Annotated in this window: 17 protein-coding genes; 9 read left to right on the forward strand and 8 right to left on the reverse strand. The window is 70.5% G+C overall.

Annotated elements, in window-relative coordinates; all coding sequences use genetic code 11:
* Positions 1-14: 14 nt before the first annotated feature.
* From IEY87_RS31715 to IEY87_RS31740, 6 genes are all read right to left on the reverse strand, one after another.
* Positions 15-1,895, reverse strand: coding sequence for an APC family permease (locus tag IEY87_RS31715; RefSeq protein ID WP_225277876.1), 1,881 nt, complete (start codon positions 1,893-1,895; stop codon positions 15-17).
* Between the two features lie 70 nt (positions 1,896-1,965).
* A complete protein-coding gene (locus tag IEY87_RS31720) occupies positions 1,966-2,808 on the reverse strand; it encodes an ABC transporter ATP-binding protein (RefSeq protein ID WP_189142521.1) in 843 nt (280 codons plus the stop codon).
* A complete protein-coding gene (locus IEY87_RS31725; protein ID WP_189142706.1) occupies positions 2,805-3,851 on the reverse strand; it encodes a FecCD family ABC transporter permease in 1,047 nt (348 codons plus the stop codon). Before IEY87_RS31725 ends, IEY87_RS31720 begins: the two co-directional genes overlap by 4 nt.
* A 41-nt stretch (positions 3,852-3,892) precedes the next feature.
* Entirely contained in the window at positions 3,893-4,960 is a 1,068-nt protein-coding gene (locus IEY87_RS31730; RefSeq protein ID WP_263652950.1) for a FecCD family ABC transporter permease, read from the reverse strand.
* 2 nt (positions 4,961-4,962) lie between these two features.
* Positions 4,963-6,012 (reverse strand): iron-siderophore ABC transporter substrate-binding protein, encoded by a 1,050-nt coding sequence (locus IEY87_RS31735; protein WP_189142522.1) that lies wholly within the window; start codon positions 6,010-6,012, stop codon positions 4,963-4,965.
* 191 nt (positions 6,013-6,203) lie between these two features.
* Entirely contained in the window at positions 6,204-6,974 is a 771-nt protein-coding gene (locus tag IEY87_RS31740; RefSeq protein WP_189142523.1) for an AraC family transcriptional regulator, read from the reverse strand.
* A gap of 131 nt (positions 6,975-7,105) precedes the next feature.
* Between IEY87_RS31740 and IEY87_RS31745 the strand changes: the two genes are divergently transcribed.
* Positions 7,106-7,738, forward strand: coding sequence for an MSMEG_1061 family FMN-dependent PPOX-type flavoprotein (locus IEY87_RS31745; protein WP_225277873.1), 633 nt, complete (start codon positions 7,106-7,108; stop codon positions 7,736-7,738).
* 20 nt (positions 7,739-7,758) lie between these two features.
* On the opposite strand, the gene IEY87_RS31750 is transcribed toward IEY87_RS31745, so the two are convergent.
* The gene (locus IEY87_RS31750; protein ID WP_225277872.1) at positions 7,759-8,514 is read right to left on the reverse strand and encodes a FadR/GntR family transcriptional regulator; all 756 of its coding nucleotides are present in this window, start codon (positions 8,512-8,514) and stop codon (positions 7,759-7,761) included.
* Positions 8,515-8,698: 184 nt separating this feature from the next.
* On the opposite strand from IEY87_RS31750, the gene IEY87_RS31755 reads away from it, so the two are divergent.
* The 4 genes from IEY87_RS31755 (at position 8,699) to manD (ending at position 13,013) form a co-directional block, all read left to right on the forward strand.
* Positions 8,699-9,934 carry an ABC transporter substrate-binding protein gene (locus tag IEY87_RS31755; protein WP_189142526.1) on the forward strand — a complete coding sequence of 412 codons (1,236 nt, stop codon included), beginning with the start codon at positions 8,699-8,701 and terminating at the stop codon, positions 9,932-9,934.
* A 76-nt stretch (positions 9,935-10,010) separates the two neighbouring features.
* The gene (locus tag IEY87_RS31760; protein ID WP_225277871.1) at positions 10,011-10,949 is read left to right on the forward strand and encodes a carbohydrate ABC transporter permease; all 939 of its coding nucleotides are present in this window, start codon (positions 10,011-10,013) and stop codon (positions 10,947-10,949) included.
* Positions 10,946-11,761, forward strand: a complete 816-nt coding sequence (locus IEY87_RS31765; protein ID WP_189142527.1) for a carbohydrate ABC transporter permease — start codon at positions 10,946-10,948, stop codon at positions 11,759-11,761. Before IEY87_RS31760 ends, IEY87_RS31765 begins: the two co-directional genes overlap by 4 nt.
* A 22-nt stretch (positions 11,762-11,783) precedes the next feature.
* Positions 11,784-13,013 carry a D-mannonate dehydratase ManD gene (gene manD / locus IEY87_RS31770; RefSeq protein WP_189142528.1) on the forward strand — a complete coding sequence of 410 codons (1,230 nt, stop codon included), beginning with the start codon at positions 11,784-11,786 and terminating at the stop codon, positions 13,011-13,013.
* A gap of 48 nt (positions 13,014-13,061) precedes the next feature.
* Here manD and IEY87_RS31775 read toward each other — a convergent pair whose 3' ends face one another.
* On the reverse strand, positions 13,062-14,141 hold the full coding sequence (locus tag IEY87_RS31775) for an alpha/beta hydrolase-fold protein (RefSeq protein WP_189142529.1): 1,080 nt from the start codon (positions 14,139-14,141) through the stop codon (positions 13,062-13,064).
* Positions 14,142-14,246: 105 nt separating this feature from the next.
* Here IEY87_RS31775 and IEY87_RS31780 point away from each other — a divergent pair, with 105 nt between their 5' ends.
* The 4 genes from IEY87_RS31780 to IEY87_RS31795 all read left to right on the forward strand — a co-directional run bounded on the left by IEY87_RS31780 (position 14,247) and on the right by IEY87_RS31795 (position 18,361).
* A complete protein-coding gene (locus tag IEY87_RS31780; protein ID WP_189142530.1) occupies positions 14,247-15,302 on the forward strand; it encodes a FecCD family ABC transporter permease in 1,056 nt (351 codons plus the stop codon).
* A complete protein-coding gene (locus IEY87_RS31785) occupies positions 15,299-16,357 on the forward strand; it encodes a FecCD family ABC transporter permease (protein ID WP_189142531.1) in 1,059 nt (352 codons plus the stop codon). The genes IEY87_RS31780 and IEY87_RS31785 overlap by 4 nt, the downstream gene beginning before the upstream one ends.
* 30 nt (positions 16,358-16,387) lie before the next feature.
* Positions 16,388-17,206, forward strand: a complete 819-nt coding sequence (locus IEY87_RS31790) for an ABC transporter ATP-binding protein (RefSeq protein ID WP_225277870.1) — start codon at positions 16,388-16,390, stop codon at positions 17,204-17,206.
* Between the two features lie 114 nt (positions 17,207-17,320).
* A complete protein-coding gene (locus IEY87_RS31795; RefSeq protein WP_225277869.1) occupies positions 17,321-18,361 on the forward strand; it encodes an iron-siderophore ABC transporter substrate-binding protein in 1,041 nt (346 codons plus the stop codon).
* Positions 18,362-18,383: the final 22 nt, after the last annotated feature.

Below are 18,383 nucleotides of genomic sequence, written 5' to 3' on the forward strand. Positions count from 1 at the left end.
CCCCCGGTGACCGCTCAGCCCGGGATCCGGAACGGCAGGAAGCACACCACCGCGTCCGTGTGGTCGCGCAGGGCGGCGGCCAGGAGCAGGTCCCGCTGCGTGTGCAGGAGCCGGTAGCGGGGATGGGGCGGCTGGATGCCGGGGATGACCGCGGCGATCCACCTGCCGTCCGCCTCCTGGCGCCGGACGTACTCGACGATCGGGCGGACCACCGTGTGGCTGGGACCGTCCAGCACCTTCAGCCGGACCTCCGGCGTCCACCGGTCCCACTCGGCGCGCAGGCCGTCGAGCTCATCGGGGGCGTCGGACACGATGACGGCGACGACCTCGCCGCCGATGGCCAGCGCCGCGCTGATCGCCCGTTCGGACAGGGCGCTGATCGCGGTGGCCGGGCTGAGCGGCACGATGACCAGCCGGGCGGCCGGATCGGGGCTGCGCGGCGTGGGCTGGCGCCGCCCCAGCCCGAGCGCGCCGCCGACCTTGGCGTAGTAACCCTCCACCCAGTGGAACAGCAGGATCAGCAGGGGGATCGCGATGAGGATCACCCACGCGCCCTCGGTGAACTTCGTGGTGAGCAGCACCAGCGTGGCCACCGTGGTGGCCACCGCGCCGACGCCGTTCAGCAGCGCCTTGCCGGCCCACCCCGGCGGGCGCAGGCGCACCCAGTGCCGGACGAGCCCGGTCTGGGCGATGGTGAACCCGGTGAACACCCCGATGGCGAACAGCGGGATCAGCCGGTGGGTCTGCGCGTCGACCGCGATCAGGAGCATGGCGGCCAGGACGGCCACCGCGACGACGCCGTAGCGGTGGACGGCCCGTTCGGAGCGCAGCGCGAACAGGTGCGGCAGCCGGTGGTCCTTGGCCAGCAGGCTCATCAGGACCGGCAGACCGCCGAAGCTGGTGTTCGCGGCCAGCCCGAGCGCGAAGGTGACGATGAGGTTGACCGCGTAATAGAGCCAGCCCGTGCCGTAGGCGCCCGCGGTGAGCTGGGCGAGGATGGTGACGTCCCCTCGGGGGATCACGTCGTCGCGCCGGATGAGCAGGGCTATCCCCACCAGCATCGCCCCCAGCAGCACACCCAGCATCAGCTCGGTTCGCTGGGCTCGGCGGACTCTCGGCTCGCGGAACATCGGCACGCCGTTGGCGATGGCCTCCACCCCGGTCAGCGCCGAGCAGCCGGAGGAGAACGCCTTGAGGATCAGCAGGACGCTGAGCGCCTCGTAGCCCAGCAGGGGCATGGCCGTTCCGACCACGGCCGCCGGGTGGCCACGGGCCAGCCCGACGACGACGATGCCGGCGATGCTCACGATGAACAGCAGGGTCGGCAGCGCCAGCACCCGCGCGCTGTCGGCGATGCCGTACAAATTCAGCGCGGTGAGCACGGCCAGTCCCACCAGGCAGGTGCCCAGCAGGTGCGGGCCGAGGGCGGGAAAGGCGGAGGCCAGGCTCGCCGCGCCCGCGGCGAGGCTGACCGCCACGGTGAGCACGTAGTCCACGATGAGCGCGGCGGCGGCCAGGAGGCTGACCTTCGGGCCGAGGCTCTGCTTGGCCACGGCGTAGGAGCCGCCGCCGTCCGGATAGGCGGCGATCACCTGGCGGTAGGAGATCACCAGCAGGATGAGCAGCGCGGTGATCGCGAGCGTGATCGGCAGGGTGTGGCCGACGGCGGCACTCCCGGCGGCGACCAGGACGAGGGCGATCGCCTCGGGCCCGTAGGCGACGGAGCTGAGCGCGTCGAGGGACAGCGCGACCAGTCCTTGCAGGCTGGTCAGGTGGTGCTTGTCGCCCTCGCCGTGCCGCAGCTGGATCTTCGGCGCCCGCCTGCCGGACAGGGGGCCGCCCGTGGTGGCGACCGCGCGGTCCGCCCGGAGGTGGCTCGGATCACCCCTCCGCAAAGGTCTGATCCGATCCGTGCGTCATGCGGAAGAGCTTGCCGGTGGGTCGGAGGGACAAACGCGAAGCTTCTCAGCTTTGCCCATCATTAACGTGGTGCCATTCGTGGCTCCCCGGCCGGATGTGGTGGCGGCCGATGGGGAGCATCAGGGGGCGGCCGGAGACCGGGTCCTCGATGATGCGGCTGTCGAGGCCGAAGACGGCGCGGACGCTCTCCTCGGTGAGGACCTCGGCCGGGGTGCCGGCGGTGTGCAGGCGGCCGTCGGCGATGGCGATGAGGTGGTCGGCGTAGCGGGCGGCCAGGTTGAGGTCGTGCAGGACCATCACGATGGTGGTGCCGCGGCTGTGGTTCAGGTCGGTCAGCAGGTCGAGGACCTCGATCTGGTGGGCGGCGTCGAGGAAAGTGGTCGGCTCGTCGAGGAAGAGCAGGTCGGTCTGCTGGGCCAGCGCCATGGCGATCCAGACCCGCTGGCGCTGGCCGCCGGACAGCTCGTCCACGGCGCGGTCGGCCAGGTCCGTCGTCCGGGTGGCCTCCAGGGCGGCCGCCACCGCGACGTCGTCCTCGCTGTTCCACCGGGAGAAGAGCTTCTGGTGCGGGTGGCGGCCCCGGCCGACGAGGTCGAGCACGGTGATGCCCTCCGGCGCGACCGGCGACTGGGGGAGCAGGCCGAGCGTGCGGGCCAGTTGCTTGGCGGGCATGCGGTGCACCTCCTTGCCGTCCAGGACCACCCGGCCCGCGCGGGGCGTGAGCAGCCGGGACAAGGAGCGCAGGAGCGTCGACTTCCCGCACGCGTTCGGGCCGACGATGACCGTGATCTCACCGGCCGGCACGACCAGGTCGAGCGACTCGACGACGACGCGGTCGCCGTAGCCGAGGGTGAGCGCCTCGGCCGCGAGGGAGTGAGCGGTGGTCATAGCGAGCCTCCGGCCCGATGCGTACGGACGATCAGATAGACGAGGTACGGCGCGCCTAGGACGCCGGTGACGACGCCGACCGGGAAACGGGTGTCGAACGCGAACTGGCCGGCGAAGTCGGCGGCGAGGACCAGCAGGGCGCCGACGAGCCCGGCGGGCACGAGCAGTGAGCCGCCGGCGCCGACGAGCCGGGCCGCGATGGGACCGGACAGGAACGCCACGAACGCGATCGGCCCGGCCGCCGCCGTGGCGAAGGCGATCAGGCCCACGGCGGCGACGATCACCGTGATGCGGGTGCGCTCGACGCGGACCCCGAGCGCCGAGGCGGTGTCGTCGCCGAGCTGCATCGCCGACAGGTCGCGCGCCCGCGACAGCAGGACGGGGGTGAGGACGACCAGCGCGACGAGGGCGGGCAGGACCTGTTCCCAGGCGGTGCCGTTGAGGCTGCCGGTGAGCCAGCGCATGGCCTCCTGCAGGTCCCATTCGGCGGCCCGGGACAGGACATAGGACGTGATGCTGTCCAGGATCGCGGCGATCCCGATGCCGATCAGGATGAGCCGGGTGCCGGCGACGCCGTCCCGGAACGCCAGGGTGTAGACCAGCAGGGCGATGACCAGGGCGGAGACGATGGCGAAGATCGACACCTGGGCCCCGCCGAGGGACAACGACACGATCGCGATGGCCGCCGCGGTGCTCGCCCCCGAGCTGATGCCGATGATGTCGGGGCTGGCCAGCGGGTTGCGGAGCATCGTCTGGAAGGTGACGCCGGCCAGGCCGAAGCTGAACCCCGCGACCACGGCGAGCACGGCCCGCGGCAGCCGGAGCCGCCCGACGGTGAAGGACGCCCCCGTGACCTGCTCGCCGAGGATGACACGGACCACGTCGCGCGGCGGGTAGAACGTCTGCCCGGCCATCAGCGTCACGGCGAACGCGGCGACGGCGAGCACCGCCAGCGTCGCGATGACGAGGCCGCGCCGGGAGGCGCGCCGGCGGCGGCTGCGGGCGACGGCCTGGACGAGAGCCGGCCGGACGGCGGCGCTCATCCGGTTCCCCTCCGCCGGTGCCGTGCGCAGGCTGTGCTCTCTCACAGGTCACGCACCTTCTGACGGCGGACGATGTGGATGAAGAACGGCGCGCCGATCAGCGCGGTCACGATGCCCACCTCGATGTCCTCGGGCCGGGCCACCACGCGGCCGACGACGTCGGCGGCGGTGAGCAGCGCCGCGCCGACCAGGGCGGAGAACGGCAGCAGCCAGCGGTGGTCCACGCCGACGAGCAGGCGGCACGCGTGCGGGACGACGAGTCCGACGAAGCCGATCGGCCCGGCCACGGCCGTCGCCGCGCCGCACAGCACCACGGCGCCGAGCGCGGCGGTGGCCCGGATGACGGCCACCCGCTCGCCGAGCCCGGCCGCGAGCTCGTCGCCCAGGGCGAGCGAGTTCAACGCGCGCGCCGACAGCAGGCACACGGCGAAGCCGACGGCGACGAACGGCAGGATCTGCCCGATGCGCTCGTACGACGCGCCGCCGACCCCGCCGATCTGCCAGAGGCGGAAGCTGCCGGAGATGTCGTTACGGGGCAGGATGACGGCGCTGACCAGGGACGCGAAGGCCGCCGAGGTGACGGCGCCGGCGAGCGCGAGCTTCAAAGGAGTGGCCCTGCCCCGCCCGAGTGACCCGATGGCGTACACGAACACGGCCGAGGCGGCGGCCCCCGCCATCGCGACCCAGACGTACCCGGTGGGTGAGGTGAGCCCGAAGAACGCGACGGCGGTGACGACGGAGAGCGACGCGCCCATGTTGACGCCCAGGATGCCCGGGTCGGCCAGCGGGTTGCGGGTCACGCCCTGCATGACGCCGCCGGCCAGGCCGAGTGCCGCGCCGACGACCACCGCGAGGAGGGTGCGCGGGATCCGCTTGGTGACCGCCGCCTGTTCGAGGGAGCCTTCCGCGCCGCCGAGGGCGACCCAGACGTCGCCCCAGGAGACACTGCGCGAGCCGAGGGCGACGGAGGCCACCATGAGCGCGGCCAGGACCACGACCACGACGAGCAGCCACAGGAGCCGGACCCGCGCCGGACGCCGCACGAGGGCGGCGTCCGGCAGGCGGTCGGTGACGGCCGCGGGTTCGGGCTGGGTCACGGGTTCGGGCAGGGTCACGTGACCTTGTCCGCGGCCTCGGCGAGCGCCTTGACGTAGTCCTCCAGCACCCACGAGATCGACAGCGGGGTCGGGTTCGCGGCGGTGCCGAGCGGCTTGCTGTCGGGCAGCAGGTACACCGAGCCGCGCTTGACGGCGGGGATCTTCGACAGCAGCGGGTCCTTGCGGATCTTGGCGAGCAGTTCGCCCTTCTCGTCGCCGTAGCCGGTGATGATGTCGACGTCGTCGAACACGTCGATCTGCTCCGCGCTCCGGGTCAGGGCGAACTTGTCCGTGTCCTTGGACGCCTCGGCGATGCTGCCGGGGATCGTCAGCCCGAGGTCCTCGAAGAACAGGGTGCGGGTGTCATGCGTGGTGTAGAAGCCGACCTGGCTCACGTCGTTGGGGTCGACGTGCGTCATGAACATGATCGACTTGCCCTTGAGCTGCGGGTATTTCGCGACGGCCGCGCTGATGTCGCCCTCGATCTCGGCGATGAGCTGGTCGCCCTCGGCGGCGAGGCCGATGGCCTTGCTGTTCATCCGCAGGATCTCGCGCCACGGGGTGGCCCAGGCGGCGTCGGGGTAGGCCACCACGGGCGCGATGTCGCTCAGGGTGTCGTAGTCCTGCTGGGTCAGGCCCGAGTAGGCGGCCAGGATCACGTCCGGCTTGGTGTCGGCGACGGCCTCGAAGTCGATGCCGTCGGTCTCGTCGAACAGCACGGGCGTCTCGGCCTTGAGTTCCTCCAGCCGCTCCTTCACCCAGGGCAGCAGCCCGTCGCCGTCGTCGTCGCCGAAGTTCGCGGCGGCCATGCCGACCGGGACGACGCCGAGGGCCAGCGGCGCTTCGTGGTTGGCCCAGTTGACCGTGGCCACCCGCTCCGGCTTCGCCGGGATGGTGGTGGTGCCCAGCGCGTGCTTGATCGTCATGGGGAAGGCGCCCGTGGCACTGGCCGTGGCGCTCGGGCCCGGGCTCTCGCTCGTGGTCGCGGTCGGGCTGCCGCAGCTCGCGAGGGCCAGCAGGGCGGCCGCCACGGTGAGGATGCGAAGGCTACGTGGACGCTTCATCCGTACTCCACTGTCGAATTTCCGGCCGGCCCTCGCGCGTCCGGATCGCGGGACGCGTCCATGGAGCGATGCACCGTACCTTCAAACTTAGGTAAGGCTTGCCTTCGCTGCACTGTAGGAGAAACGGTCGTCTTGTCGCAATCAACCCTTTGAGACAGGCTGTATAGAGATCAGGACATAAGGGACGCGTATCAGCGCGCCCGGAATGCTCCTGGGGTGAGCCCGGTCGTCCGCCGGAAGGCCGCGCCGAACGCGCTCGCCGATCGGTAGCCGACCTCCTCGGCCACGGCGTCGACCTCCCACCCCCGGGTGAGCAGCGCCACCGCGTGCTGGGCGCGGACCGCCGCGACCCAGCGCGCGAAGCTGGTGCCGGTCTCGGCGTTGAAGGCCCGCGTGATCGTACGGGTGCTCACGCCCAGGTGGGACGCCCAGTCCGCCAGCCCCCGCTGATCACCCGGATCGTCCCGGACCGCGTCGGCGATCGGGCGCAGCAGGTCGGAGGTGGGCATGTGCAGGAGCAGTTCGCGCGCGGACGGGGTGAGCACGTCGAGCACCATCGCCTCGGTCACCGCGCGCGAATAGGCGGACAGCTCGCCGCCGAGCCGCTCCAGCAGCAGCCGCAGCAGCGGGGTGATCTCGACGCCGACGGGCGTGGCGGAGATCGAGGTCGTGGTGCCGAAGCCGAAGAAGCCGGCCCGGCACCAGGTGCCGGCGATCGCCGAGCCGGAGTGCGGCGTGCCCGCGGGCATCCACAGCCCCAAGGTGGGAGTGACCGTCCAGACCCGCGCCCCGGCCACGGCCGTGGACGCGCCGCGCTCGTTCCAGAGCAGCTCGTGGAAGGGGTGGGAGTGCTCGTTCCACGTGGTGTCGCGGGCGATGATCTCGCTCCAGTTGAGGATCGCGTACGGCATCTCGACCGGCCCCGCCGCGAGGGCGGGCAGCGTGCGGGCCTCCCTGGTCATGCGGCGGGACGACGGGTACGGCACGGCACGAGGAGCATGCCCAGACCCTAATGCCGCGACGCCGGCCACCCGACGGTGCGGCGCTGGTCCGGCCATGTCCGATGGTGGGCAATGCCTATAGCTTGGGGGACGTGAGTCATTCTGAGATCCGTACGGTGGGGACCGAGGCCGAGCTCCGCGAGATCGTGCGCGAGCCGTCGCAGGCCATCTGGGACAAGGACATCGCCCGGATCGACGAGCACGCGCGCACGATCATCGCGCACTCGCCGCTCATGCTGCTGGCGACCGCCAACGAGGACGGGACCTGCGACCTCTCCCCCCGAGGGGACCCGGCCGGCTCGGTGCTGGTCCTCGACGACCACCGGCTGGTGTTCGCCGACCGGCCCGGCAACCACCGGCTCGACAGCTTCCGCAACGTGCTGCGCAACCCCCGCGTCGGCCTGCTGTTCATCGTGCCGGGGATGAACGAGACGCTGCGGGTGAACGGCCGCGCGACCCTCGTGTCGGACGCGCCGTTCTTCGACGACCTCGTGATCCAGGGCAAGCGGCCCCGGCTGGCGGTCCTCATCGACGTCGAAGAGCTCTACATGCACTGCTCGAAGGCGTTCCTGCGCTCGTCGGTGTGGCGGCCCGAGACCTGGCCGGACCGCGCGAGCCTGCCGACGCTCGGCCGGATCGCCAAGGACCACCTGGGCATCAAGGAGGTCTCCGCCGAGACGATCGACGCGGACCTCGCCCGCGACGCCGAGCACAACCGCTACTGACGACCCGGCCGAAGCCGGGCTCAGCTCGGCTCGGTGGTCTGCTCCCACATCGACTTGATCTCGGCGAACCCCTGCTCCATGATCCCCACCATGGCCTTGCGGGCCCGCTCGCCGTCGCGCCGCTGGATCGCCTGGGCCACGTCGGTGTGCAGCTGTAATGCCTGCTCGTCCGGGTAGTGCGGCATCAGGTGGTAGTGGTGCCGGCCGGCCAGCACCTCGGCGACGATCACGTGCAGCTTGGCGAACATCTCGTTGCCGGAGGCGGCCAGCATCCGCCGGTGGAACTCGATGTCCAGGGTGAGGAAGCGCGCCTCGTCGCCGACCTTCCCGGCGGCCCACATCTTGGCCGCTATCCCGACCAGCTCGCTCGCCTCGTCGTCGCTGATCCGCTCGGCGGCCAGCCAGGCGGCGTGTGGCTCGATCGCGGTCCGCAGCTCGGTGATCGAGCGCATCTGCGCCATCCGCCCCTCCGAGGCGAGCCGCCAGCGGATCACCTGCGGATCGAAGACGCTCCACACCTCGGCGGGCTGGATCATGATCCCGACCCGGCGCCGGGTCTCCAGCAGCCCCATGGAGGCGAGCACCCGCAGCACCTCGCGGATCACCGAGCGGGAGACCTGATAGCGGTCGACCAGGTCGTCGATGCTCAGGACGGCGGCAGCGGCCATCTCGCCGCTGCAGATGGCGGTGCCGAGGTGGTCGAGAACCCGCGCGTGCAGCCCAGTCTCGACAGGGGCGTGCTGGGAGGGCGCGGCCCCTGGGGAGGACTGACTCACGGTAAAGAGCATATCAGTGTGACCTCTACCTTGAACAAGTCCGCTTTTTTGCTCTAGCATCCACACATTAAGCAGATGTTAAGAGAGCGTGGCGCTCTTCCGGGGGGCGGCGGCCATGACATAGAGGAGAGATGACGTGCGACGTCAATCGATAATCGGTGCGTCTCTGGCGGTGGCGGTCGCCATGAGTTTGTCCGCCTGTGGCGGTGACAGCGGTGGCGAGTCCAATACGGTCCGGGTCACCCTGGCCAACCACGTGTGGACGGAGAACGTCAAGCAGGCCCTGCCCGCGTTCGAGAAGGAGACCGGGCTCAAGGTCGAGATCACCCAGCTCGGCGAGGACCAGCTCTCCGACCAGTACAACGTCAAGCTCAACGCCGGCTCGTCCGACATCGACGTGATGATGTACCGCCCCTTGCAGGAGGGGAAGCTCTTCGCCAAGAACAAGTATCTGACGGACCTGACCGACCAAGTGGCGGCCAACAAGGACTGGGACTTCAGCGACTTCCAGTCCGGCCCGGCGGAGGCCACCACGTACGAGGGCAAGCCCGTCGGCGTCCCCATCATCACCGAGCAGGAGGTCCTCTACTACCGCAAGGACCTGCTCGAGAAGGCCGGCCTGAGCGGCCCGCCGAAGACCCTCGACGAGCTGAAGGCCGCCGCCACCAAGATCAAGGAAGCCGAGCCGGGCGTCGCCGGCTTCGTCGCCCGCACCGGCAAGTCGGCCGCGGTCACCCAGTTCTCCAGCTTCCTCTACAGCTTCGGCGGCGACTTCGTCGACAGCGCCGGCAAGGCCACGGTCAACAGCGACGCGGCCAAGCAGGCGTACGCCTACTACGGTGGGCTGATCAAGGACACCGGCCCGGCGAACGTCAGCACCGACATGGGCTGGCCCGAGGCGATGGCCATCTTCACCCAGGGCCAGGCCGCCTTCTACACCGAGGCCAACTCGCTCTACAAGAACGCCACCGACCCCGCCAAGTCCAAGGTCTCCGACCAGGTCGGCTTCGCGCCGTTCCCGGCGGGCCCCGCCGGGTCGAAGCCGTACAGCATCCCGTCGTGGGCGCTGGGGATCAACGACAACTCGGAGAACAAGGCCAACGCCTGGAAGTTCATCGAGTGGGCCACCGGCAAGGACCAGACGCTCGTCCAGCAGAAGTCCGGTGTGCCGGGCGCCCGCAGCTCCGTCTGGGCCAACCCGGAGGGCACCTCGACCTTCCCGAAGGACATGGTGGCGGCCATCGAGGCCAGCACCCAGGGCGGCGTGGGGCATGACCGGCCGGTCGTGGTGAAGGTTCCCGAGTCCCGCGAGATCGTCGGCCAGCCGATCGTGGACGCGATCACCGGCAAGGACGCCGCGGCCTCCGCCGACACGGCCAACACCGCTTTCCAGAAGTTCCTGGACGACGAGGCCAAGTAGGCGGCGCACGCGGGTGGCGCGGCGGGAGCCCACCACCCGCGTACCTCCGCAGGCTCGCCCACCCCTGGAGAACGTCATGGCAACGATCACCCCCACCAAGGCGCCGCGCGACGCCTCCCTTGCGACACCCGGCTGGGTGCGCTGGGCCAATGACCACCGCAAATGGCTGCTCGCCGCGCCGGCGATGATTTTCGTTGCCGCGCTCATCGTGATCCCCCTTGTCTGGACCGGCTACCTGAGCCTGACCGACACCGAAGGATCCGTCCGCGCGGACAGCGAGTTCGTGGGCATCCAGAACTACCTCGACGTCCTGTCGGACTTCGACCGGTTCTGGCCCGCCGTCGGGCGGACCGCCGCGTTCACCATCGTCGCGCTGCTGTTCGAAGTGGTCCTCGGGATGGCGATCGCGCTGCTGCTCTGGCGGCCGTTCAAAGGGCAGAAGTGGGTCCGGGTCGCCATCCTGATGCCGCTCGTCGCCACCCCGGTCGCGGTCGGCATGATGTGGCGGCTCATCTTCGACCCGAACATCGGCCTGGCCAACCAGGCTCTCGGCTGGGTCGGCATCGCGCCGCAGCCGTGGCTGTCCGGTCAGTACACCGCCCTGCCGACCACGATCTTCATCGACGTGTGGCAGTGGACGCCGATGGTGGTGCTGATCCTGCTCGCCGGGCTCACCTCGCTGTCGGACGAGCCACAGGAGGCGGCGCGGATCGACGGCGCCAGCACCTGGCAGCGCTTCCGGCACGTCACCCTGCCGCTGCTGATGCCCACGGTGATCGTGGCCGTCCTGCTGCGCGGCATCGACGCCCTGAAGACCTTCGACATCCTGTACGCCACCAAGGGGCGCGGCGGCGGCTCGTTCCACGAGGTGGAGACCCTCAACGTCTACGCCTACGGCCTCAGCTTCGACTACAACGAGTACGGCGTCTCCTCCACCGTCCTCATCCTCTTCTTCCTGATCATCATCGGGTCGATGTGGGCCCTGACCGCCCGGCGCAAGGAGGCAAAGCGATGAAGCCCCGTCGCGCGTACCAGGTGTTCCGGGTCGCGGCGCTCACCTTCGTGGTGCTCTCGCTGCTCGCGCCCCTGATCTGGATGATCAGCGCGTCGTTCAAGACCAACGTCGACATCTACGACACGAGCAAGGCGCTGGTCTTCTCGCCCACCGCGGACAACTACTTCAAGGTGCTCCAGCAGGCGAACTACGTCCAGTTCATCGTCAACAGCCTGTGGGTGGCGTTCGCCGCCACCGTGGCGTCGCTGATCCTCGGCGTGCCGGCGGCTTACTCGATGAGCCGGTTCAACATGAAGAAGTCCGCGCTGGTGGTGCTGATGGCCCGGGTCATTCCCGGCGTCTCGCTGCTGGTGCCGTGGTATTACGTCTTCGCCAACCTGAAGATGGTCGGCGGCTCCGGGGTGCTGATCCTCAGCCACATGTTCGTCTCGCTGCCGCTGGTGGTCTACATCATGATGGGCTACTTCGACAGCGTGCCGGCCGAGCTGGAGGAGGCGGCGCTGGTCGACGGGATGACCCACCTCGGCGCGTTCCGCCGCATCATGCTGCCGCTGTCCGTGCCGGGCATCGCCACCGCGGGCATCCTGTCGGTCATCTTCTCCTGGAACAACTTCATGTTCGCCCTGGTGCTCTCCGACGCCGACACCAAGACCCTGCCCGTGGCGATCTTCGACTTCGTCGGCTACGCCAGCATCGACTGGGGCGGCCTGATGGCGGCGGCCACCGTGGTCACCGTACCGATCATGCTGATCGCCCTGTTCGTGCAGAAGTACGTGGTCTCCGGTCTCACCGCCGGCGCGACCAAGGGCTGAGAACCGTAAGAAAGGCACCTGCGTGCAGATCATCGCGGCGGACGTCATCGTCACCAGCCCCGACCGTAACTTCGTCACCCTCAAGATCACGACGGAGGAGGGGATCACCGGGCTGGGGGACGCCACCCTCAACGGGCGGGAGCTGTCGGTCGCGTCCTACCTGGCCGACCACGTGGTCCCCCTGCTGATCGGGCGGGACGCGCACCGCATCGAGGACACCTGGCAGTTCCTCTACCGCTCGGCCTACTGGCGGCGCGGGCCCGTCACCATGGCCGCCATCGCGGCCGTGGACGTGGCGCTGTGGGACATCAAGGCCAAGGCCGCCGGACTGCCGCTCTACCAGCTGCTCGGCGGCGCCTCCCGCAACGGCATCATGGCGTACGGGCACGCCTCGGGCCGGGACCTGCCGGAGCTGTTCGACTCGATCCGCAAGCACCTGGCGCTGGGATACCGGTCGATCCGGGTGCAGACCTCCGTGCCGGGCATCAACGCCGTGTACGGCGTGGCCGCGCAGCCCGGCGTCGACGGCAAACGGTACGACTACGAGCCGGCTCAGCGCACCGCGCTGCCCGCCGAAGAGGACTGGGACACCCGCGCTTACCTGCGCCACCTGCCCGGCGTCTTCGAGGCGGTGCGGGGCGAGTTCGGGCCCGAGCTGCCGCTGCTGCACGACGGGCACCATCGGATGACCCCGATCCAGGCGGCCAAGCTGGGCAAGGCGCTGGAGCCGTACGACCTGTTCTGGCTGGAGGACTGCACGCCGGCGGAGAACCAGGAGGCGCTGCGCCTGGTCCGTCAGCACACCACCACGCCGCTGGCCATCGGCGAGGTCTTCAACACCGTGTGGGACTACCAGAGCCTGATCCGCGAGCAGCTCATCGACTACGTCCGGTCCGCGGTCACCCACACCGGGGGGATCACGGCCATGCGGAAGCTGCTCGACTACGCCGCCCAGTATCAGATCAAGTCCGGGATCCACGGGCCTACGGACATCTCGCCGGTCGGGATGGCCGCCGCACTGCACCTGGACCTGGCGATCCACAACTTCGGCATCCAGGAGTACATGCAGCACGGCCCGGCGACCGACGAGGTGTTCCGGCAGTCGTTCACCTTCGAGGACGGCTACCTGCACCCGGGTGAGCAGCCGGGGCTCGGGGTGGAGCTCGACGAGGAGGCGGCGGCGCGGTTCCCGTACCAGCCCGCGTACCTGCCGTTCAACCGCCTCAAGGACGGCACCGTCCACGACTGGTGAGGCCGCCCGCGCGAGCGGCCGGTGAGGCGTCGCTCGTGCGGGTGGGCGTTATGGCCGGGCGAGCACCCAGGCGACGTCCCGGAGCAGGGCGTGCCGCCAGCTTGCCCGATCATGGTCGGCGGCCGACCGGGAGACCCGCACGGTCGCGCCGGCCCGCTCGGTCAGGGTCTCGACCAGCGCGCAGTGCGGCAGCATCCGCGTCTCGTGTTCGCCCACGTCGAAGGCGACCCGCAGCCCGGACAGGTCGGGGCGCTCGCGCAGGCGCGCGGCGATGACGCCGCCGACCGGGCCGCCCATGGGGTCCGCCCGGTGCGCGGCGTCGGGCGTCCACCAGAACGACCCCGACTGGCAGGCGATGCCGGAGACGAGATCCGGGAACTCCAGCGCCGCGTACATGGCGCTCAGCCCGCCGAGGCTCTGCCCGGCCACCACCAGCCGGTCCGGGTCGGCGGGCACGCCGCTCCCGGCCACCAGCGGCAGCAGCTCCTCCCGGATCGCCTCCCACAGCTCGGCCCGGCACCCGAACTCCGCCTCCCTGTCCTGGGCGGGCAGGAAGACGAGCGTGACGGGAGGCAGCTCGCCCTGTGCGACGGCCGAGTCGAACGCGGTCATGGCCGGATGCAGGTAGAGCCAGTCGTCGCCGTCGAGCAGCAGGACGATCGGCCCGCCGCCGCCCGCCGGGTGCACCCGCACGGTACGCCGGCCGCCGAGCCGCCCGGCCCAGCGCAGGCGGGTGGCCGGGAGGGGCAGGACGTCGTCGGCGCCGACGTCGGGCCAGTGCGGCTGGGCGGGGCAGTCCGGGGTCGCGGCGATCGACCGGTCACCGCCCGCGCCGGCCGGGTTGAGCGGGTCGGCGTACGCCGCGTCGTCCGTGCGGAACCGGTAGGTCACCCGCAGTCGCGCGGGCATGGCCACCTCGGCGTACCAGCAGTCCGTGTCCGCCCACCGGCGCAGCGGCACCGGCTCCGACCAGCTCTCGAAGTCGACGCTCGCCGGGGATCCGCGCCACAGGAACAGCGTCACCCAGCCGGAGCCCGCGGGCATCGACGCGGGCGCCCCCGCCGCCGCCCAGAACGCGTCGCTGCCGGGCTCGCCGGGCAGCCCGTACGCGGCGAAGGTCTTCTCCATGTCCCCACTCCCTCGGCCAGGGGGACTAAGGATAGCTTTGCCTAAGTGCGAGCGACCGCCCGCGCCCTGCCACGCGGGTGAAGCAGAGAGATAACGTACGACGACATGGGCACGACTGTGGAAGATCCTCCCGCGCCCGGGGTCACGGAGACCCGCTTACGGCGGGTCACGGGTCTGGGGGCGCTGGTCGTGCTCCTCGTGGTGGCGGCGGTGGTGTCGCTGGCCGTCGGCGCGCGCGCGTTGAGTCCCGTCGAGGTGTGGCACGGGTTGTTCACGGCACCGGGCGCCGACCAGCGGCTCACCGAGATCACCCTCATCGTGCAGACCGTGCGGGTGCCCCGGACCGTGCTCGCCATCGTCGCGGGCGTCGCCCTGGGCATCGGCGGGGCGCTGATCCAGGGCTACACCCGCAACCCGATCGCCGACACGGGGCTGCTGGGGCTGAACGCCGGCGCCTCGTTCGCCGTGGTGTCGGTGATCCTCGTGTTCGGGCTCGCCAATCCGTACCAGTACGTCTGGTTCGCCTTTCTGGGGGCGGCGGTCGCCGGGGTCGTCGTGTTCGGGCTGGCCAGCATCGGCAGGGGGGCGGGCAGTCCGTTGACGCTCGCGCTGGCCGGGCAGGGGATCGCGGTGTTCCTGGCGGCGATGACCACGGCGGTGGCGCTGACGGACCAGGCGTCGCTGAACGCGCTGCGGTTCTGGAACGCGGGCTCCGTGGCCGGGGTCGGCTTCGACGTCATCTGGCCGGTGGTGGCGTTCATCGTGGTCGGGTTGCTGCTGGCGCTGACCACCCTGCCCGCCGTCAACCTGCTCAACCTGGGTGACGATGTGGCCCGTGGCCTGGGGGTGAACATCGCGCTGACCAGGACCGTCGGGGTCGTCGCCATCACCCTGCTGGCGGGCGCCACCACGGCGGCGTGCGGCCCGATCGCGTTCCTCGGGCTCATGGTGGCCCACGTGGCCCGGTATCTCACCGGGCCGGACTATCGCTGGCTGGTGCCGTACGCGGGGCTGCTCGGCGCGGTCATCCTGCTGGGCTGTGACATGGTGGGGCGCGTGGTGGTGCGGCCGGGCGAGCTGGCGGCGGGCATCGTCGTCGCCCTCGTCGGCGCCCCGTTCTTCGCGGCGCTGGTGTGGCGCGGAAAGTTCAACGCCGCATGAACGAGCGAACGGTGGCGCCAGGCGTGCGGCTCGGCCGTGCGTCGTTCGTGTGGCGGCCCTGGATGATGGTCGTCACGTTGCTGCTGACGGCCGCGGCCTTCGTGGTGTTCTGCTGGTCCATCGCCGTCGGGGACTTCCCCCTCGGCCTGCCCCAGGTGATCGCCACGATCTTCGGCCAGGGGGAGCGGGTCGACGAGTTCGTGGTCATGGACCTGCGGATGCCGCGTGCCCTGGCCGGGCTCATCGTGGGGATCGCGCTGGGGGTGTCCGGCGCGATCACGCAGTCCATCGCGCGCAACCCGCTGGCCAGCCCGGACATCCTGGGGATCACCGGGGGCGCGAGCGCGGTCGCGGTGTTCCTGGTGACGGTGTCGGGCGGGGCCGCCGCGACGATCGTCAGCTCCGTGGGCCTGTCCGCGGCGGCGCTCGCGGGCGGTCTCGGCACGGGGCTCCTGGTGTACTTCCTGGCCTGGCGGCGCGGGATCGACGGCCTGCGGCTCATCCTCATCGGCATCTCGGTGAGCGCCGTGATGGAGGCGATCACGGCCTGGCTGCTGGTCTCGGCCGATATCCGGGACGTCGCCCGGGCGCAGGCGTGGCTGGTCGGCTCGCTGGACAGCCGGTCGTGGAGCGAGATCTGGGTGGCCCTGTGGTGCATGCTCGCCCTCATGGCGGTCGTGGCGTACATCGCGTTCCACCTCAAGCCGATGCACTTCGGCGACGAGGTCGCGGCGGGACTGGGCGTCCGCTACTCGATGGTGCGGGCGGTCCTGCTGCTGTGCGCGGTGCTGCTGGCCGGGGTGGCGGTGAGCGCGGCGGGCCCGGTCCCGTTCGTGGCGCTGGTGGCGCCGCAGGTGGCGATGCGGCTGACGCGCCACCCGACGCCGCCGCTGGTGGCCTCCGGGCTGGTGGGCGCGCTGCTGTTGATCGGCGCGGACCTGGTGGCGCGGACGGCGCTGCCGGTCAGCCTCCCGGTCGGCGTGGTCACCGCCGCGATCGGCGGCCCCTTCCTCATCTATCTGTTGGTACGGGCTAATCTCAGGAGGGGGATGTAAAGCAAGGCTAGCCTAATTAAAGTGGGTCCTGTGATCACTGAACACGCCACCCAGGTGGTCTCGCGGCTGGCAGCCGAGGGCGTCACCGTCGGATACGGCGGCCGGGCCGTCATCGACAACCTCGACGTGGTGATCCCGCCAGGGGTGATCACCACGATCATCGGCCCCAACGGCTGCGGCAAGTCCACCCTGCTGCGGGCGCTGTCCCGGCTGCTCAAGCCGTCCAAGGGCACGGTCGTGCTGGACGGTGAGGACATCGCCAAGCTCAAGACCCGGGACGTGGCCAAGAAGCTCGGGCTGCTCCCGCAGGCCCCCATCGCGCCGGAAGGGCTGACGGTGGCCGACCTGGTGGCCAGGGGCCGCCATCCGCACCAGAGCTGGCTGCGGCAGTGGTCGTCGGACGACGCCGCCGTGGTGACGCGCGCGCTGGCCATGACCGGGGTGTCCGACCTGGCCGGCCGCCCGGTCGACGCGCTGTCCGGTGGGCAGCGTCAGCGTGTCTGGATCTCGATGACCCTGGCCCAGGGCACCGACCTGCTGTTACTGGACGAGCCGATCACCTATCTGGACCTGGCGCACGCGATCGACGTGATCGACCTGGTGGACGACCTGCACGAGTCGGGCTGCACCGTGGTCATGGTCCTGCACGACCTCAACCTGGCCACGCGCTACAGCGACAACCTGATCGTGATGCGGGAAGGGGCGATCCTGGCGCAGGGGCACCCCCGTGACGTGATCACCCCTGAGCTGCTGCACGAGGCGTTCGGCCTGAGCGCCCGGGTGATCGACGATCCGGTGAGCGACCGGCCGCTCATCGTGCCGATCGGCCGCACCCACGTGCAGCTCTGAGGCAAGGTTAGCCTTGCCTAACCTCATCGTGTTACGGTTTGCCTGCCTGTATTGAGGGTTTGCAGCGGATAGCGCGAAAGCAAGGGATTCCGGATGTTTCTCCACCGAACGACAGTGACGAAGACCTTGCGGCGGTTAGGGGCGGCAGCCTCCGTCGCGACCCTCAGCCTCGGCCTCATCGCGGGCTGCGGGACCAGTGCGCCGGAGACACCGGGCGCCACCACCGCGGCCACTACCGCTGCGACCACGGGTGGCCCGTTCCCGGTCACCGTGGAGCACGCGTTCGGCTCCACGGAGATCACCAAGGCCCCCGAGCGGGTCGTCTCCGTCGGCTACACCGACGACCAGGCCATCCTGGCCTTCGGCATCAAGCCCGTCGGCATGGTCGACCAATACCCGAACCCGGCGGGCAAGACCCCGGACATCAACACCCAGTGGCCCTGGGTGAAGGACAAGTGGGGCGACACCCGCCCCGAGGTCATCATGAACAACGGGGACCCCGGTCCCAACTACGAGAAGATCGCCGCCCTGCGGCCGGACCTGATCATCGCGGTCTACTCCGAGATCGACCAGGCCGCCTACGACAAGCTCTCCCAGATCGCCCCGACGGTGGGCCGTACCAAGACCGAGAAGGAGCCGTTCAGCGCGCCGTGGCAGGACAACGCCGCGCATATCGCCAAGGCGCTCGGCAAGGCCGACGAGGGCGCGGCGATGGTGAAGGGCATCCAGGACAAGCTGGACGCGGCCAAGGCGGCGCATCCGGAGTTCGCGGAGCAGAGCGCCGTCGCGGTGTCCTGGTACAAGAACTCGGTCGCCCCGTTCACCACCACCGACGTGCGCGGACGCATGGTGACGGGCATCGGCTTCAAGGGCGTGACGGCGATCGACGACATCGCGGACGGCAGTTTCTACACCGTGCTGTCCCCCGAGCGCATGGACCTGGTCGACGTCGATCGCATCTTCGTCATCGCCGACCAGGCGGACCAGGACGCGCTGAAGAAGTTCAAGCTGTTCGCCAATCTGCGGGCGGTCAAGGACGGCAAGGTGTCCTACCTGCTGGACAGTGAGGGCCCGGCGATCGGCGCGGCCATGTCGCAGGGCACCCTGCTGTCGCTGCCGTACGCGATCGACGAGCTCGTCAAGTCGGCGGGTTAGGCCGCCGGTGAACGCCTCCCAT

The sequence above is a fragment of the Nonomuraea glycinis genome, assembly GCF_014646515.1.
GTDB classification, from domain to species: domain Bacteria; phylum Actinomycetota; class Actinomycetes; order Streptosporangiales; family Streptosporangiaceae; genus Nonomuraea; species Nonomuraea glycinis.

Coding starts and splice junctions, on each gene's coding strand:
- IEY87_RS31720 (WP_189142521.1), bottom strand. CDS start 2,808: ATGACCACCGCTCACTCCCTCGCGGCCGAGGCGCTCACCCTCGGCTAC.
- IEY87_RS31725 (WP_189142706.1), bottom strand. CDS start 3,851: ATGAGCGCCGCCGTCCGGCCGGCTCTCGTCCAGGCCGTCGCCCGCAGC.
- IEY87_RS31735 (WP_189142522.1), bottom strand. CDS start 6,012: ATGAAGCGTCCACGTAGCCTTCGCATCCTCACCGTGGCGGCCGCCCTG.
- IEY87_RS31740 (WP_189142523.1), bottom strand. CDS start 6,974: ATGACCAGGGAGGCCCGCACGCTGCCCGCCCTCGCGGCGGGGCCGGTC.
- IEY87_RS31755 (WP_189142526.1), top strand. CDS start 8,699: ATGAGTTTGTCCGCCTGTGGCGGTGACAGCGGTGGCGAGTCCAATACG.
- IEY87_RS31760 (WP_225277871.1), top strand. CDS start 10,011: ATGGCAACGATCACCCCCACCAAGGCGCCGCGCGACGCCTCCCTTGCG.
- IEY87_RS31765 (WP_189142527.1), top strand. CDS start 10,946: ATGAAGCCCCGTCGCGCGTACCAGGTGTTCCGGGTCGCGGCGCTCACC.
- IEY87_RS31775 (WP_189142529.1), bottom strand. CDS start 14,141: ATGGAGAAGACCTTCGCCGCGTACGGGCTGCCCGGCGAGCCCGGCAGC.
- IEY87_RS31780 (WP_189142530.1), top strand. CDS start 14,247: ATGGGCACGACTGTGGAAGATCCTCCCGCGCCCGGGGTCACGGAGACC.
- IEY87_RS31785 (WP_189142531.1), top strand. CDS start 15,299: ATGAACGAGCGAACGGTGGCGCCAGGCGTGCGGCTCGGCCGTGCGTCG.